13 protein-coding genes and 1 tRNA gene are annotated in these 15,362 nt (G+C 46.8%); 9 read left to right on the top strand and 5 right to left on the bottom strand.

Features of this window, described 5'->3' with window-relative positions; translation table 11 throughout:
* The first annotated feature begins 48 nt into the window (after positions 1–48).
* The 9 genes from xylA to rplT all read left to right on the top strand — a co-directional run bounded on the left by xylA (position 49) and on the right by rplT (position 9,819).
* Positions 49–1,365 (top strand): xylose isomerase, encoded by a 1,317-nt coding sequence (gene xylA, locus Q3C19_RS10380; RefSeq protein ID WP_302729126.1) that lies wholly within the window; start codon positions 49–51, stop codon positions 1,363–1,365.
* Between the two features lie 100 nt (positions 1,366–1,465).
* A complete protein-coding gene (xylE, locus tag Q3C19_RS10375; protein ID WP_071149194.1) occupies positions 1,466–2,941 on the top strand; it encodes a D-xylose transporter XylE in 1,476 nt (491 codons plus the stop codon).
* 175 nt (positions 2,942–3,116) lie between these two features.
* Positions 3,117–3,539, top strand: a complete 423-nt coding sequence (gene ruvX, locus Q3C19_RS10370; RefSeq protein ID WP_071149195.1) for a Holliday junction resolvase RuvX — start codon at positions 3,117–3,119, stop codon at positions 3,537–3,539.
* Positions 3,540–3,612: 73 nt separating this feature from the next.
* Positions 3,613–4,167 (top strand): peptide deformylase, encoded by a 555-nt coding sequence (gene def, locus Q3C19_RS10365; protein ID WP_022164494.1) that lies wholly within the window; start codon positions 3,613–3,615, stop codon positions 4,165–4,167.
* A 133-nt stretch (positions 4,168–4,300) separates the two neighbouring features.
* A complete protein-coding gene (locus Q3C19_RS10360) occupies positions 4,301–6,358 on the top strand; it encodes a tetratricopeptide repeat protein (RefSeq protein WP_288910664.1) in 2,058 nt (685 codons plus the stop codon).
* An 82-nt stretch (positions 6,359–6,440) separates the two neighbouring features.
* Positions 6,441–8,381 carry a threonine--tRNA ligase gene (gene thrS / locus Q3C19_RS10355; protein ID WP_022164496.1) on the top strand — a complete coding sequence of 647 codons (1,941 nt, stop codon included), beginning with the start codon at positions 6,441–6,443 and terminating at the stop codon, positions 8,379–8,381.
* Positions 8,382–8,493: 112 nt separating this feature from the next.
* Positions 8,494–9,096: a translation initiation factor IF-3 gene (gene infC / locus Q3C19_RS10350; protein WP_022164497.1), complete on the top strand. Its 603-nt coding sequence runs from the start codon at positions 8,494–8,496 to the stop codon at positions 9,094–9,096.
* Positions 9,097–9,168: 72 nt separating this feature from the next.
* The gene (gene rpmI / locus Q3C19_RS10345) at positions 9,169–9,366 is read left to right on the top strand and encodes a 50S ribosomal protein L35 (protein WP_022164498.1); all 198 of its coding nucleotides are present in this window, start codon (positions 9,169–9,171) and stop codon (positions 9,364–9,366) included.
* Between the two features lie 102 nt (positions 9,367–9,468).
* Positions 9,469–9,819, top strand: coding sequence for a 50S ribosomal protein L20 (gene rplT, locus Q3C19_RS10340; RefSeq protein ID WP_022164499.1), 351 nt, complete (start codon positions 9,469–9,471; stop codon positions 9,817–9,819).
* Positions 9,820–10,347: 528 nt separating this feature from the next.
* On the opposite strand, the gene Q3C19_RS10335 is transcribed toward rplT, so the two are convergent.
* From Q3C19_RS10335 to Q3C19_RS10315, 5 genes are all read right to left on the bottom strand, one after another.
* On the bottom strand, positions 10,348–11,661 hold the full coding sequence (locus Q3C19_RS10335) for a phenylacetate--CoA ligase (RefSeq protein ID WP_302729119.1): 1,314 nt from the start codon (positions 11,659–11,661) through the stop codon (positions 10,348–10,350).
* 4 nt (positions 11,662–11,665) lie between these two features.
* Positions 11,666–12,250, bottom strand: coding sequence for an indolepyruvate oxidoreductase subunit beta (locus Q3C19_RS10330; protein WP_277121728.1), 585 nt, complete (start codon positions 12,248–12,250; stop codon positions 11,666–11,668).
* 4 nt (positions 12,251–12,254) lie between these two features.
* Positions 12,255–13,847 (bottom strand): thiamine pyrophosphate-dependent enzyme, encoded by a 1,593-nt coding sequence (locus Q3C19_RS10325; RefSeq protein WP_022164067.1) that lies wholly within the window; start codon positions 13,845–13,847, stop codon positions 12,255–12,257.
* 198 nt (positions 13,848–14,045) lie between these two features.
* Positions 14,046–15,080, bottom strand: a complete 1,035-nt coding sequence (gene mltG / locus Q3C19_RS10320; RefSeq protein WP_302729116.1) for an endolytic transglycosylase MltG — start codon at positions 15,078–15,080, stop codon at positions 14,046–14,048.
* Between the two features lie 119 nt (positions 15,081–15,199).
* Positions 15,200–15,272: transfer RNA gene (locus Q3C19_RS10315), tRNA-Thr, on the bottom strand.
* Between the last annotated feature and the right edge of the window lie 90 nt (positions 15,273–15,362).

Genomic DNA, 15,362 nt, shown 5'->3' with positions numbered 1-15,362 from the left:
CCGCTTTCCTGCAAATATATGTAGGAGGCATAAAATATAAAGAATATTATGGCAACAAAAGAGTATTTTCCTGGTATTGGAAAAATTAAATTTGAAGGTGTAGAAAGCCGCAATCCGATGGCATTCCGTTACTATGATGCTGAAAAGGTAGTCATGGGTAAGAAAATGAAAGACTGGTTGAAGTTCTCAATGGCATGGTGGCACACACTTTGTGCTGAAGGTGGTGACCAGTTTGGCGGTGGCACAAAGAAATTCCCGTGGAATGTTGCAACAGATAAAGTTCAGGCTGCTAAAGATAAGATGGATGCAGGTTTCGAATTCATGCAAAAGATCGGTATCGAGTATTATTGCTTCCACGATGTAGACCTCTGCACTGAAGCTGATACCATCGAGGAATACGAAGCTAACCTGAAAGAAATCGTCGCTTATGCTAAGCAGAAACAAGCAGAAACAGGTATTAAGCTGTTGTGGGGTACAGCCAATGTATTTGGTCATGCACGTTATATGAACGGTGCTGCTACTAATCCCGACTTTGACGTAGTGGCTCGTGCTGCCGTACAGATTAAGAATGCTATTGATGCAACTATTGAGCTGGGTGGTACCAACTATGTATTCTGGGGTGGCCGCGAAGGTTATATGTCTTTGCTGAACACTGACCAGAAGCGCGAAAAAGAGCATTTGGCTCAGATGCTGACAATTGCTCGCGACTATGCACGCAGCAAAGGTTTCACTGGTACATTCCTGATCGAACCGAAACCGATGGAACCGACAAAGCATCAATACGATGTTGATACAGAAACTGTAGTTGGCTTCCTGAAAGCTCACAACCTGGACAAGGATTTCAAAGTAAACATCGAAGTAAACCACGCTACTTTGGCCGGACATACTTTCGAACACGAGTTGGCTGTAGCTGTTGATAACGGTATGTTGGGTTCTATCGATGCTAACCGTGGCGATTATCAGAACGGATGGGATACCGACCAGTTCCCCATTGATAACTACGAACTGACTCAGGCTATGATGCAGATCATCCGTAACGGTGGTCTGGGTAACGGTGGTACAAACTTCGATGCCAAGACTCGTCGTAACTCTACCGATCTGGAAGATATCTTTATCGCACACATCGCTGGTATGGATGCAATGGCTCGTGCTTTGGAAAGCGCAGCTCGTCTGCTGGAAGAATCTCCTTACAAGAAGATGCTGGCCGATCGTTACGCTTCATTCGACAGCGGTAAGGGTAAGGAATTCGAAGAAGGTAAGCTGACTTTGGAAGACGTTGTTGCTTATGCTAAGGCTAACGGTGAACCGAAGCAGACTAGTGGCAAGCAAGAACTGTACGAGGCTATCCTCAATATGTATTGCTAATAGATTAAAGTGATATGTAATGGGCTGCGCTTTCTGCCAGTCGGCAGAGAGGCAGCCTGTTTTTTTGTTTATAAACTATTTCTAATATCATTTTTATACCATGAACTATACAGAAAAAGGAAGTAAGGTCTATCTTTTTTCGATTGTGATGGTGGCTGTTATTGGCGGATTGCTGTTTGGTTATGATACGGCAGTCATTTCGGGCGCAGAAAAAGGGCTTCAGGCATTCTTTATGGGAGCTTCGGACTTTACTTACACAGATACGATTCACGGCATCACTTCCAGTAGTGCATTGATAGGATGTATCATCGGTAGTGCCATTTCAGGTTTTTGTGCATCCAATTTTGGACGTAAAAAGTCTCTTTTTATTGCTGGTATTCTGTTCTTCTTATCAGCGTTGGGATCTTATTATCCCGAATTCCTGTTCTACGATTACGGAGTTCCGTCTTATTCGCTTCTTATCGCTTTCAATTTTTATCGCGTATTGGGTGGAGTCGGTGTAGGTTTGGCATCGGCCATTTGTCCGATGTATATTGCCGAGATTGCTCCCAGTAATATTCGGGGTACATTGGTATCCTGGAATCAGTTTGCCATTATCTTTGGTCAGCTGGTGGTTTATTTTGTGAATTTCCTTATTTTGGGCGACAATGCCAATCCCGTTATCAAAGCAGTCGAGGGAGTAAATCAGATTCTGAATCCGGAAGCTGCTGCCTGGACTACTGAAACCGGCTGGCGTCTGATGTTTGTCAGCGAGGCTGTTCCTGCCGGCTTGTTCGCAATACTTGTTCTCTTGGTTCCCGAGACTCCTCGATATTTGGCTATGTGTGGTCGCGATGAGAAGGCTTTGGATATCCTGAGCCGTATTAACGGTGTGACTCAGGCTAAAGTAATTTTGGCTGAAATCAAGGCTACTGCCCACGAAAAGACCGAACGTCTGTTCACTTATGGCTGGATGGTGATCTTTATCGGTATTATGCTGAGTGTGTTCCAGCAGGCTGTAGGTATCAACGCTGTGCTCTATTTTGCTCCCCGTATTTTCGAAACAATGGGTATGGGCAATCCGATGGTGCAGACTGTGATTATGGGTATCATCAACATTCTGTTCACCTTGCTGGCTGTGTTCACAGTCGAAAAGTGGGGACGTAAGCCCTTGCTTATTTCCGGTTCTATCGGTATGGCTATCGGTGCTTTCGGTGTTGCGCTGTCCAATGTGCTGACAGGACTTCCGCCGATGGTGTCTGTAGTAAGTATTATGGTTTATAGTGCTTCCTTTATGTTTAGCTGGGGCCCCATCTGCTGGGTACTGATTGCCGAGATCTTCCCGAATACAGTGCGTGGCGCAGCTGTTGCCATTGCTGTGGCTTTCCAGTGGATATTCAATTTCATCGTTTCGTCTACGTTTGTGCCGATGTACAACATGACGCTGGGCGATATGGGCGAGAAGTTTGGACATATGTTTGCTTATGCTCTGTATGGAATCATCTGCGTGATTGCTGCAATTTTTGTTTGGAAGTTGGTTCCCGAAACCAAAGGCAAGACATTGGAAGACATGACACGTCTTTGGAAGAAAAAATAAGTTTTCCGGTTTTTAGCCGGTCTGATTACAGATAAAAGTTCAATGCCTGGCAGTAAGGACAATCTGTGTCAGGTAGTAAAAAGGGGGTATCCGGACTGTTCGGATGCCCTTTTTTGCATTATAGCGTCTCATTTGGGTGCAGGTTTCGATTTTTAATCGTACTTTTGCACCAATTATGAGTAGAATATTAGCCATAGATTACGGACGAAAACGCACCGGAATTGCTGTAAGCGATCCCTTGCAGATGATAGCCAACGGCCTGAGAACTGTGCCTACGCATCAGCTGCTGTCGTTTATTCTTGATTATGTGAGCAAAGAGCCGGTAGAACGGATATTGGTTGGACTCCCTAAGCAGATGAATAACGAAATGTCAGAAAACATGCAGCGGATTGAGCCGTTTGTACGTTCGTTGAAGAAGAAGCTGCCCGATATGCCGGTAGAGTATGTCGATGAACGGTTTACTTCTGTTCTGGCCCATCGTACAATGTTGGAAGCCGGCCTGAAAAAGAAAGACCGTCAGAATAAGGCTTTGGTCGATGAGATTAGTGCGACGATTATTCTGCAGTCCTATCTGGAAAGCCGGGGAATGCGTGGCTGAAGCTTTTGCTGACAGACGGGGCGGACGTGCCGCGTCGGTAAATGTAGAAATGAAACATTAAAAAAATACACTTATGATTTTACCCATTTATGTATACGGACAACCCGTATTGAGAAAAGTGGCAGAGGATATTACACCTGATTATCCTAACCTGAAAGAACTTATAGCCAACATGTTTGAAACAATGGACCATGCCGATGGAGTAGGGCTGGCTGCGCCGCAGATTGGTTTGCCTATCCGTGTAGTCGTAGTCGACCTGGATGTTCTTTCCGAAGACATGCCCGAATATAAGGATTTCCGTAAGGTTTACATCAATGCCCATATTCTTGAGGTCATGGGCGAGGAAGTCTCGATGGAAGAAGGTTGCCTGAGTCTGCCCGGCATTCACGAGTCTGTGAAACGTGGGGATAAGATTCATGTCAGATACCTGGACGAGAATATGGTCGAACACGATGAAATTGTAGAAGGCTACCTTGCCCGTGTCATGCAGCACGAGTTCGATCACCTGGAAGGCACAATGTTTATCGATCATTTGTCGCCTCTTCGTAAGCAGATGATTAAAGGCAAGCTGAACGCAATGCTGAAAGGTAAGGCCCGCTGCTCTTATCGGGTTAAGACAGTGAAATGATTTACCGGTTCTGAATAGAAAGTTTTGAGATACTAAAAAACTCAAAAACAAACGGAAAAACTCTTTCCTAAGTCCTGTCAAGTAAACGAAATGCATTACTTTTGCTTTCGTATATAAGTATTTGTAAGACAAAATGGTAAAAAAAATATTAGCAATCCTTTTGCTGTTTCCCGCATTGCTGTGTGCGCAAATCAATACAGAGCGAGTAATGACAATTGCCCGAAATGCTTTGTATTTTGAAGATTACGTGCTTTCTATTCAGTACTTTAATCAGGTAATCAACGCAAAGCCTTATCTGTTTGAGCCTTATTTCTTCCGAGGTTTGGCCAAGATTAATCTGGAAGACTTCCAAGGCGCCGAGGCCGATTGCGACAAGGCCATTCAGCGCAATCCTTTTGTCGTAGGAGCCTACCAGATCAGAGGTTTGGCGCGCATCCGGCAAAATAAGTTTGATGGCGCCATCGAAGACTATCAGACGGCTTTAAAGTATGATCCCGAAAACCTTGTGCTGTGGCATAACCTGTCGTTGTGCCATATGCGGAAGGAAGATTACGACTCGGCTAAGGAAGATTTGGGTAAGTTGCTGGCTATTTCTCCCCGTTATACGCCTGCTTATCTGATGCGTGGCGAGGTCTATCTGAAACAGAACGATACCATTCAGGCATTGAACGATTTCGAAAAAGCCATTGAACTGGACCGTTACGACCCAGACGGTTGGAGCGCGCGTGCCATTGTGCGTATTCAGCAGGGCAAGTATAAGGAAGCAGAAGCAGACCTTGATCAGGCCATTCATCTGAGTGCCCGCAATGCCGGCAATTACATCAACCGTGCTTTGGCCCGTTTCCATCAGAATAACCTGAGAGGAGCCATGAGCGATTATGACCTTGCTTTGGACATTGATCCGAATAACTTCCTGGGACACTATAACCGTGGATTGCTTCGTGCGCAGGTTGGCGATGACAACCGTGCTATCGAAGACTTCGATTTTGTTCTTCAGATTGAGCCGGACAATATGATGGCTACCTTCAACCGCGGATTGCTTCGTGCGCAGACCGGCGATTACCGTGGAGCTATCAGCGACTATTCGAAGGTGATAGATGCTTATCCAAACTTTATGGCTGGTTATTATCAGCGTGCCCAGGCCCGTAAAAAGATTGGTGATGCGAAAGGGGCCGAACAGGACGAGTTCAAAATCATGAAGATGCAGATCGACAAGCGGAACAATGCGGCGTCGGGCAATGCAGATAAAGATATGGCCGACAATTCGGATTCTTCCAAAGATGATAGTAAGACTCGTAAGAAGTCGGATAAGAATGTGGAAAACTATCGTAAGATTGTGATTGCCGATGATTCGGAATTTGAGCAACGTTATACGAGCGACTACCGCGGACGCGTGCAGGATCGTAATGTAATTATCAAACAGGAGCCTATGTATGCGCTGACTTATTACGAAAAGGTGAGCGATGTGAAACGTACTGTTCATTTCCACCGTTACATCGACGAACTGAACCGTTCCAAACTCTTCCCCAAAATGTTGCGTATCACCAATATGGAAGCACCGTTGACCGAAGAACAGGTACGTTTCCATTTTGCTCTGATCGACTCGCATACATCGGATATCGTGGCCGATGACCATAATGCCGTAAAACGTTTCATGCGTGGATTGGACTTCTATCTGGTACAGGACTTTGCCAGTTCGGTAGATGACTTTACCAAGAGTATCCTGTTGGATGATACTTTCTTCCCGGCCTATTTTATGCGTGCTTTGGTGCGTTGCAAGCAGCTGGAATACCAGAAGGCTGAGGAAAGTATGGAGGGAGGAAACGCCCCGACAACGGTAGGAGGAACTAACAATAACAATGCGAAGAAATCAGAAGTTACAACGATCGATTATAATATTGTACGCGATGACCTGAACCACGTTGTCGAGTTGGCTCCCGATTTTGTGTATGGTTATTACAACCGAGGAAACGTTTCAACATTGCTGAAAGATTATCGGGCGGCTGTTGCTGACTATGACAAAGCCATCGAGCTGAATCCGGAATTCGGTGAAGCTTATTTCAACAGAGGTCTGGTTCACATCTATCTTGGCAACAACAAGCAGGGACTTCAGGATTTGAGCAAGGCCGGTGAATTGGGTATCGTGTCAGCATATAATGTAATTAAACGCTTTACCGACAGAAGCGAATAACATTTTTTTGCTAAAAAGTGGATTATCAAAAAGAAATAGCTATTTTTGCGCTTTGAAAAATTGAAAAATCAATAATTCTATTATGATAAAGATAACTTTTCCAGACGGCTCTGTACGGGAGTACAACGACGGAGTGACGGGACTGCAAATAGCAGAAAGTATTAGTTCTCGCCTGGCACAGGAAGTGCTGGCTTGTGGCGTGAACGGAGAGACTTATGATTTGGGACGTCCTATTAACGAGGACGCAGAAGTTGTATTGTATAAGTGGGAAGACGAGCAGGGAAAGCATACCTTCTGGCATACAAGTGCCCACTTGCTGGCCGAGGCATTGCAGGAGTTGTATCCGGGCATTCAGTTCGGTATCGGTCCGGCTATCGAAAACGGCTTCTACTACGATGTCGATCCGGGCGAGACTCCTATCAAGGAATCCGATCTGCCTGCTATTGAAAAGAAGATGGCAGAACTGGCCGCCAAGAAAGAAGCGGTGGTAAGAAAAGATATCGCGAAAGACGATGCCCTGAAAATGTTCGGCGATCGTGGGGAAACATACAAGTGTGAACTCATTTCCGAACTGGAAGACGGACATATCACTACCTATACACAAGGTGCTTTTACTGACTTGTGCCGTGGTCCGCATTTGCTCAATACCGCACCTATCAAGGCTATCAAATTGACTTCTGTAGCCGGTGCATATTGGCGTGGACAGGAAGACCGTAAGATGATGACACGTATCTATGGTATCACTTTCCCGAAGAAGAAGATGCTTGATGAGTATCTTGTTCTGCTGGAAGAGGCCAAGAAGCGCGACCATCGTAAGATTGGTAAGGAGATGGATTTGTTCATGTTCTCCGATACAGTCGGAAAAGGTTTGCCGATGTGGTTGCCGAAAGGTGCTGCCTTGCGCATCCGTCTGCAAGACTTCTTGCGTCGCATCCAGAGTCGTTACGACTATCAGGAAGTAATGTGTCCGCCTATCGGCAACAAGTTGCTGTATATCACGTCGGGCCATTATGCTAAATACGGAAAAGATTCTTTCCAGCCTATCCAGACTCCGGAAGAAGGCGAAGAATACTTCCTGAAACCGATGAACTGTCCGCACCACTGTATGATTTACAAGAACTCGCCCCGTTCGTATAAGGATCTGCCTTTGCGCATTGCCGAATTCGGAACTGTTTGCCGTTACGAGCAGAGTGGTGAGTTGCACGGACTGACCCGTGTACGTAGCTTTACGCAGGACGATGCGCACTTGTTCTGTCGTCCCGACCAGGTGAAGGAAGAATTCTTGCGTGTGATGGACATTATTTCTATCGTATTCAAGTCGATGAACTTCCAGAATTTTGAAGCTCAGATTTCTTTGCGCGATAAGGTTAACCGCGAGAAGTATATCGGTAGCGATGAAAACTGGGAGAAAGCCGAACGTGCCATTATCGAGGCTTGCGAGGAAAAAGGTCTGCCTGCCAAGATCGAATACGGCGAAGCTGCTTTCTATGGTCCTAAGCTCGACTTCATGGTGAAGGATGCCATTGGCCGTCGCTGGCAGCTGGGTACAATTCAGGTAGACTACAACTTGCCTGAACGTTTCCAACTGGAGTATACCGGTGCTGACAACCAGAAACACCGTCCGGTTATGATTCACCGTGCACCGTTTGGTTCGATGGAACGTTTCGTTGCCGTACTTATCGAACATACAGCCGGTAAATTCCCCTTGTGGCTGACTCCCGATCAGGTTGCCATTCTGCCTATCAGCGAGAAATTTAACGACTACGCCAATGAGGTAAAGAACAGCCTGAAGAAGTATGATATCCGTGCGCTGGTCGACGAGCGTAATGAAAAGATAGGTCGCAAGATCCGTGATAACGAGATGAAACGTATTCCTTACATGCTGATTGTCGGTGAGAAAGAAGCCGAAAACGGAGAAGTTTCTGTTCGTAAGCAGGGAGAGGGTGACCAAGGTAGCATGAAATTCGAAGATTTTGCAAAAAAAGTCTACGAGGAAGTGCAAAATATGATAAATAAGTGGTAAATTTGCGCCCAATTGCAGAAGCAAGTCTGAAAATGCATTCAGATGACGCTTTTTTAAGATAAAAGAATTTAGTAGTAATAGTAAAAAAACAAACTGGAAGTAAAAGTTATTAATGAAGAATGACAGCTTAAAAGGGCAACACCGGATTAATGAACAGATCCGTGCCAAAGAAGTCCGTATAGTGGGCGATGAAGTAGAATCGAAAGTCTATCCGATAGCGCAGGCCTTGAAGCTTGCCGAGGAACATGAAGCGGATCTTGTGGAGATTTCTCCTAATGCTCAACCCCCTGTTTGTCGTATAATCGATTACTCTAAATTTCTGTATCAGTTAAAGAAACGTCAGAAGGAACAGAAAGCCAAGCAGGTAAAGGTCAACGTGAAGGAAATACGTTTCGGTCCTCAGACCGACGATCATGATTACAACTTTAAGTTGAAACATGCCAAAGGCTTTTTGGAAGATGGTGATAAGGTGAAGGCTTACGTATTCTTTAAAGGACGTTCCATCCTGTTCAAGGAGCAAGGAGAAGTATTGTTACTTCGTTTTGCCAACGACCTTGAAGACTATGCAAAGGTAGATCAGATGCCTATCCTTGAAGGAAAGCGTATGACTATCCAACTTTCGCCCAAGAAGCCGGGCAGCCCCAAGAAGGCTGCTGCTCCGAAGCCCGCTGAAGAACCCAAGAATGTTCAACGCGACGCTGAGGACGAAGAATAATTAATGGAAAAGTGAGTTGCGCCACGGTATAGTGCGTAACCATATTATTAATAATTTAAAAGTTAAAGTAAGATGCCAAAGATCAAGACGAACTCCGGTGCTAAAAAAAGATTCACTCTTACCGGAACGGGTAAAATCAAAAGAAAGCACGCTTTTCATAGTCACATTCTGACTAAGAAAACTAAAAAGCAAAAGAGAAACTTGTGTTATTCTACACTTGTTGACACCACAAATGTTAGCCAGGTGAAGGAACTCTTAGCGATGAAGTAATCGAAAAGTGTACTAAAAGTATCAAAGTTATTAACCGAATGCATTAGCTTTAAGTCTGTTGTTTCAAAGCAATGGCGCTAACATTCAAAAAAAAGAAAAACTATGCCAAGATCAGTAAATCATGTTGCTTCAAGAGCAAGAAGAAAGAAAATTTTGAAATTGACCAGAGGTTATTTTGGTGCAAGAAAGAACGTTTGGACCGTAGCCAAGAATACTTGGGAGAAAGGTTTGACTTATGCGTTCCGTGACCGTAAGGCCAAAAAGAGAAATTTCCGTGCGTTGTGGATTCAACGTATCAATGCAGCTGCACGTTTGGAAGGTATGTCTTATTCCAAGCTGATGGGTGCTTTGCATAAAGCCGGCATCGAAATCAACCGTAAGGTGTTGGCCGATTTGGCAATGAATCATCCCGAAGCATTCAAGGCTATTGTTGCCAAGGCTAAGGCTGCATAAAGACTCTGATAAATTGAAAAACTGATAGGATGCCGACTGCAGATGATGTAGCTGGCATCTTTTTTTATGCCTATACGAGAGAAAAGAGGGGCTGAAACGCACAAATTTGTTCAATTGCTTGTTTCTTTCACATAAACTTCTTATCTTTGTTATAGAAAAAATAGCCGCATTGATTGGATCGGGAAACTCATCAATTTTTATGAAATACCGAGACAAGCTTCGCTTCTCAATGGCGGGCCACGCCCTTCGGGGTAACCTTTGAGTCGGTGGATTACAAAGAGGACGAGCACTCAAACCATGTCATTCGGAGTTTCATCACATCATCGGTGCGGCTTTCTTATAAAAAAGGGAATGTGTCAGGTTGGCGCATTCCCTTTTCTTTTCGTTCGTTTCAGGATCATTCTGGCCCGCTTTTTCAGGTAGAAATAGGCCCTAACTAGACTCTGTTTTTTCCCAGTTAGGGAATAAAAATTCCCCAGTTAGGAAAAAATTTTTTCCTAACTGGGGAAAAATTGGGGGGGGAATTACTTACTTTTCTTTGTTGTCGCGCAAGTCTCTTACCCGGACAGCTTTTCCTTCGCTCTGAGGCAATGAGCCTTTTTTTACCAGTTTCACCTTGGGGGTGACCAGTATTTCGTCTTTCAGCTGGCGGGTGATGTCCTTGCGTATCTTTTCCAGTTCGATGTAATTGTCGGTCGACAAGTCGCTGAGTTCTACCTCTACAATCATTTCGTCCTGATTGTCCACTGTTTCCAGGGTGATGAGGTAGTTGCTTCCCAGCTGCGGGAACTGTACCAGAATCTTTTCCACCTGCATCGGGAAGATGTTTACTCCCTTGATGATGAACATGTCATCGCTACGTCCTTTGATGCGGTCAATACGCAGGTGTGTACGTCCGCAGGGACACGTACCGGGCAGGATGCGTGTCAGGTCGCGCGTACGGTAGCGTATCAGTGGCATCATTTCACGGTCGAGGGTAGTCAGCACCAGTTCACCAATTTCGCCATCGGGCACTGGTTCGCCTGTTTCGGGATTGATAATTTCTACCAGGTAGCAGTCTTCCCAAAAGTGCATACCGTTCTGCTCGGTACACTCGAAGGCTACGCCCGGACCGTTCATTTCCGTCATACCAAAACTGTTGTAGGCCTTTACGCCCAGCATGCGCTCTATTTTCTTGCGTTGTTCGTCGGTATGAGGCTCCGCACCAATGACAAGGGTTTTCAGGCTTGTCTGGGTGGGATCCATGCCTTCTTCCTGGAACACTTCGGCCAGACGGATGGCATAGCTGGGGATGGCGTGCAGGGCAGTTGTCTTGAAGTCTGTAATGAACTTGATCTGACGCTTGCTGTTTCCTGCAGCAGCCGGCACTGTCAGCGCTCCTAAACGTTCGGCTCCGTACTGGAAGCCCAGTCCGCCGGTAAACATGCCGTAGCCCGAACTGTTCTGGAAAACATCGGTTTTGCGGATGCCTACCATGTAGAGGCAGCGAGCTACCAGATTGGCCCACGAATCCAAATCGTGTTGTGAGTGTACGATGACGGTAGGGGGACCGGTCGTACCACTGGACGAGTGGATGCGTACTCCGTCTTCGCGCATGTTGCCTGCTACCAGTCCGAAAGGATAGTTGGCACGCATATCGGCTTTGGTAGTGAACGGTATCTTGCGTATGTCTTCCAGGCTTTGAATGCTGTCTGGCGTGATGCCGTGCTCCTGGAACACTTTCTTGTAATAAGGGGCATGGGAAGCGATGCCTATTGTTTTCTTTAGTCGTTGCAGTTGTAATTCACGGAGTTTTTCCCGTGGCATGGTTTCGATTTCTTCTTCCCAGTACTTGTCATTCATGGTTCTATTGTATAAGTTTTTCTGCTATTTCTTTGCCTGCTGCCAGTGCTTTCAGGTTCATTTCCAAAATGGCATCGCCCTTGCGCTGGAAGATTTCGCGTACGCTTTCCTGCATGGTAGCGTAGTCGATGCCCAGGAAGGGGATAGTGGCTCCCAACAGCACGATGTTGGCCACACGGGGCGAACCGGCTTCCTTGGCTATCTCGCTGACGTTTACCACAATTTTGTGCGGCAGCTTGTCAAGTTCGGCTTTGAGGGCTTCTTCGCTGGGGTAATTGGGAATGTTGACAAAGGGAACTGCATTGGTCACCAGCCAGCCTTCGTGATTCAGGTAGGGCAGATAGCGCAAGGCTTCCATAGGCTCCAGCGAGATGATCAGGTCGCACTTGCCGGTCGGAATCAGGTCGGATGCGATGGGCTGGTCGCTGATACGCAGGTTCGACTGTACGTCTCCTCCGCGCTGGCTCATGCCGTGTACTTCGGCTTGTTTCATATACAAGCCCTTTTTCAGGGCAGCTTTACCGATAACGGTGGCGATAGACAGGATGCCTTGTCCTCCTACGCCCGAAAGTATGATGTCTTTTTTCATGGCTTTACTTGTTACGTTTTTTGCGTGCTAATGTCTGTATACACTCTCTGCGGGGGATGATGACCGATACTCCGTGGTATTCAATTTCCTCGCGTATCACTTGCTTCATTTCTTCGTAGTTCTTCTTCAGAGGCACTACTACGCGGATGTGTTCCGGTGCTACACCAATGCCGGCGCAGATGGCTTCCAAACGTCCGGTTCCGGCAGAGTCCTGTCCACCTGTCATGGCGGTTGTTTCGTTGTCCGAGATGACGATGGTGACGTTGGCATTCTCGTTGACACAATCCAGCAGACCTGTCATGCCCGAGTGAGTGAAAGTCGAGTCACCGATGACGGCTACCGATGGATATAATCCTGCATCGGCCGCTCCTTTGGCCATGGTGATAGAAGCTCCCATATCTACACACGAGTTGATGGCGTGGAAGGGTGCGTTGGCTCCCAGTGTATAGCAACCGATGTCGCTGAATACCTTGTGCGAGGGATATTCTTCTTTCAGCACCTGTGTCAGTACGGTGTACATGTCGCGGTGTCCGCAGCCTTCGCACAGTGCGGGCGGTCTCATTTCTACCAGTGACGGAACGCTGAATTCAGCCTTGTTTTCCTTGCCTACGGCACGTGCCACACTGTCGGGGGTCAGTTCGCCGTCGGTCGGCAGTGTACCGTCCAGTCTTCCTTTCACTTTGACGCCCAGTCCCAGATAACCTTTCAGCTGCTTTTCTACAAAGGGTTGTCCGTCTTCCAGCACCAGAATCTCTTCGCATTCGTTTATCAGCTGTGTCAGTTGCTTTTTGGGCAGCGGGTACTGGCCTATTTTCAGCACGGGATATTCGCAGCCTTCGGGATAGCTTTCCATCAGGTAGTTGTAGCCGATGCCACAAGCTACGATACCCAGTTTCTTATTGGGTCCGTCAATGTATTTGTTGAAGGGAGAATTTTCGGATGCTTTTACAAACTCGTCCTGTTGTTGTAGCAGGGCTTTGTAGCGTTTGCGGGCATTTCCCGGCAACAGGATGAACTGACGCGGGTCGTCGCTGAAAGCCAGTTCGTTCTGAGCCTGTTGTTCCTTGCGTTCTACGCCCGAGCGCGAATGGGCCAGACGGGTAACGATGCGCAACAGCAGGGGTTCGCCCGTCTGTTCGGAGAAGCGGAAACCTTCGTAGGCCATGTCGTAGGCCTCCTGCTGACTGCTGGGTTCGAATATAGGTATCAGTGCAAAGTCGCCGTAGAAGCGGCTGTCCTGTTCGTTTTGTGAAGAGTGCATGCTGGGGTCGTCGGCTGCCACGACTATCATTCCGCCTTTAACACCAGTCATGGCTGCATTGATGAAACAGTCGGCTGCCACGTTCATTCCTACATGCTTCATGCAGACCAGCGACCGTTTTCCGGCAAACGACATGCCCAGTGCAGCTTCCATGGCCGTCTTTTCATTGGAGCACCACCGGTTGTGGATGTTCCGTTCGGCCGTTATAGGCATCATCTGTATGTATTCGGTGATTTCAGTAGACGGAGTGCCCGGATAGGCGTAAACGCCCGAAAGTCCGGCATCCAGTGCAGCTTGCGCTATGGCTTCGTCGCCAAGTAAAAGTTGTTTGCTCATATCTGTCTTTTTTAGGTATTAATTTAAAGTCTTTGAAGTTAATGGGTGGCTGTGAAACCGTCCTGCTTCAGGCAGGCGATGCCATCCTTTAGCTTCTTAACTTCTACAAGCTTTGCAGAACTTGCGAAACTTGTGTGGTTGTTTTTTCGGTTAGTTAACCGCAAATATAAGCTTTTGCTTTTACATAAGAACACAAAATCACTTAAAAATCTTTCTTTCGTTCAGGGCTTTCCAGTATTTGCGTGCATTTTTCATGTGTTCTGTGTAGTTGGATGCGAAGTTGTGTGTCCCCGAGAAGTCTTCTTTGGCACACATATAGATGTAGTCGTGCTTTTCATAATTCAGCACGGCATCGATTCCGACAGGAGTAGGGATGCGTATCGGTCCGGGAGGCAGTCCGATGTTGCGATACGTGTTGTACGGCGAATCCACGGTCAGGTGCTTGTTGCTGATTCGTTTCAGTTGGAAGTCTTGCAGGGCAAATTTGACTGTAGGATCGGCCTGTAAAGGCATGTCTTTGTGCAGGCGGTTGATGTAAAGTCCTGCTACGGTAGGTTTTTCGGCGTTGTTGTTGGTCTCTTCTTCTACGATGGAAGCCAGTGTGCATACCTCTTCGGGCGTCATGCCTGCGGCTTGCGCCTTTTGTTTTCTTTCCTCATTCCAGAAGCGGCTGTGCTCTTTTTGCATCCGCTCTACGAACTGTTCCGCACTGATGTCCCAATATACCTGATAGGTGTCGGGGATGAAAAGACAGGGCAGGGTCTCTTTCTGATAACCCCACTGCCGGATAAGCATCGTGTCGTTCAGCAGACTGGCTATTTCGGCAGAGTCTATCATGAGTTGTTTGCCTACGTTGCGTGCCAGGCGATCCAGTGTTCTGACGCTACCGATGGTGAGGTTCATAGGCTCCTGATAACCACGGTACAGTCGGCTGAATACGTGGTATGCATTGTCGGCAGGGCGAATGGCATAGCGTCCGGTGCGGATATGCTGGCCGTATTCCCTATAGCGTGCCAGTAGTTTGAAGCCGGACAGGCTGGCAGCTTTGCCTTGTGTCTTCAGCTTGTGGCAGACAGAGTCGATATTGTCGTCGCGGTCGATGTAGATATAGCTGGTTTTCGACGGATGAAACTGGGAAGCCAGTAACAGGTAGTAAGCAGTTCCGGCACATGCCAGTCCAATGAGGACCAGGGCCGCCAGTCCTCCCAAAAGCATTTTCTGTTTCTTTTTCATTTAAGTCTGAATACGTCGATTTTTTGTTCGTAAATCTTTGGAAAGAAGTGTGGCGTTTCTCTCTTTTCGTCTTGAAACAAAAAAAAGAGATGCGGTCACATCTCTTTCTCTACATTTCGAGCCGATAGCCGGACTTGAACCGGCGACCTACGCGTTACGAATGCGTTGCTCTACCAACTGAGCTATATCGGCAATCTCTTTTCGTTTTACGGGGTGCAAAGGTACTGTTTTATTTGGAACTGCAAAAATAATCGCTTGTTTTTTTAGGAACGAATCGAAAAA

Origin of the sequence: Bacteroides sp. ET489 (assembly GCF_030518095.1) — a bacterium.
Taxonomy (GTDB): domain Bacteria; phylum Bacteroidota; class Bacteroidia; order Bacteroidales; family Bacteroidaceae; genus Bacteroides; species Bacteroides ndongoniae.
This window is presented reverse-complemented; position numbering and strand designations above follow the sequence as displayed.

Excerpts from the sequence above, each read along its gene's own strand:
- infC (WP_022164497.1), top strand. The coding sequence starts at position 8,494 with ATGAAGAATGACAGCTTAAAAGGGCAACACCGGATTAATGAACAGATC.
- rpmI (WP_022164498.1), top strand. The coding sequence starts at position 9,169 with ATGCCAAAGATCAAGACGAACTCCGGTGCTAAAAAAAGATTCACTCTT.
- xylA (WP_302729126.1), top strand. The coding sequence starts at position 49 with ATGGCAACAAAAGAGTATTTTCCTGGTATTGGAAAAATTAAATTTGAA.
- thrS (WP_022164496.1), top strand. The coding sequence starts at position 6,441 with ATGATAAAGATAACTTTTCCAGACGGCTCTGTACGGGAGTACAACGAC.
- Q3C19_RS10360 (WP_288910664.1), top strand. The coding sequence starts at position 4,301 with ATGGTAAAAAAAATATTAGCAATCCTTTTGCTGTTTCCCGCATTGCTG.
- Q3C19_RS10330 (WP_277121728.1), bottom strand. The coding sequence starts at position 12,250 with ATGAAAAAAGACATCATACTTTCGGGCGTAGGAGGACAAGGCATCCTG.
- mltG (WP_302729116.1), bottom strand. The coding sequence starts at position 15,080 with ATGAAAAAGAAACAGAAAATGCTTTTGGGAGGACTGGCGGCCCTGGTC.
- Q3C19_RS10325 (WP_022164067.1), bottom strand. The coding sequence starts at position 13,847 with ATGAGCAAACAACTTTTACTTGGCGACGAAGCCATAGCGCAAGCTGCA.
- def (WP_022164494.1), top strand. The coding sequence starts at position 3,613 with ATGATTTTACCCATTTATGTATACGGACAACCCGTATTGAGAAAAGTG.
- rplT (WP_022164499.1), top strand. The coding sequence starts at position 9,469 with ATGCCAAGATCAGTAAATCATGTTGCTTCAAGAGCAAGAAGAAAGAAA.
- Q3C19_RS10335 (WP_302729119.1), bottom strand. The coding sequence starts at position 11,661 with ATGAATGACAAGTACTGGGAAGAAGAAATCGAAACCATGCCACGGGAA.
- ruvX (WP_071149195.1), top strand. The coding sequence starts at position 3,117 with ATGAGTAGAATATTAGCCATAGATTACGGACGAAAACGCACCGGAATT.
- xylE (WP_071149194.1), top strand. The coding sequence starts at position 1,466 with ATGAACTATACAGAAAAAGGAAGTAAGGTCTATCTTTTTTCGATTGTG.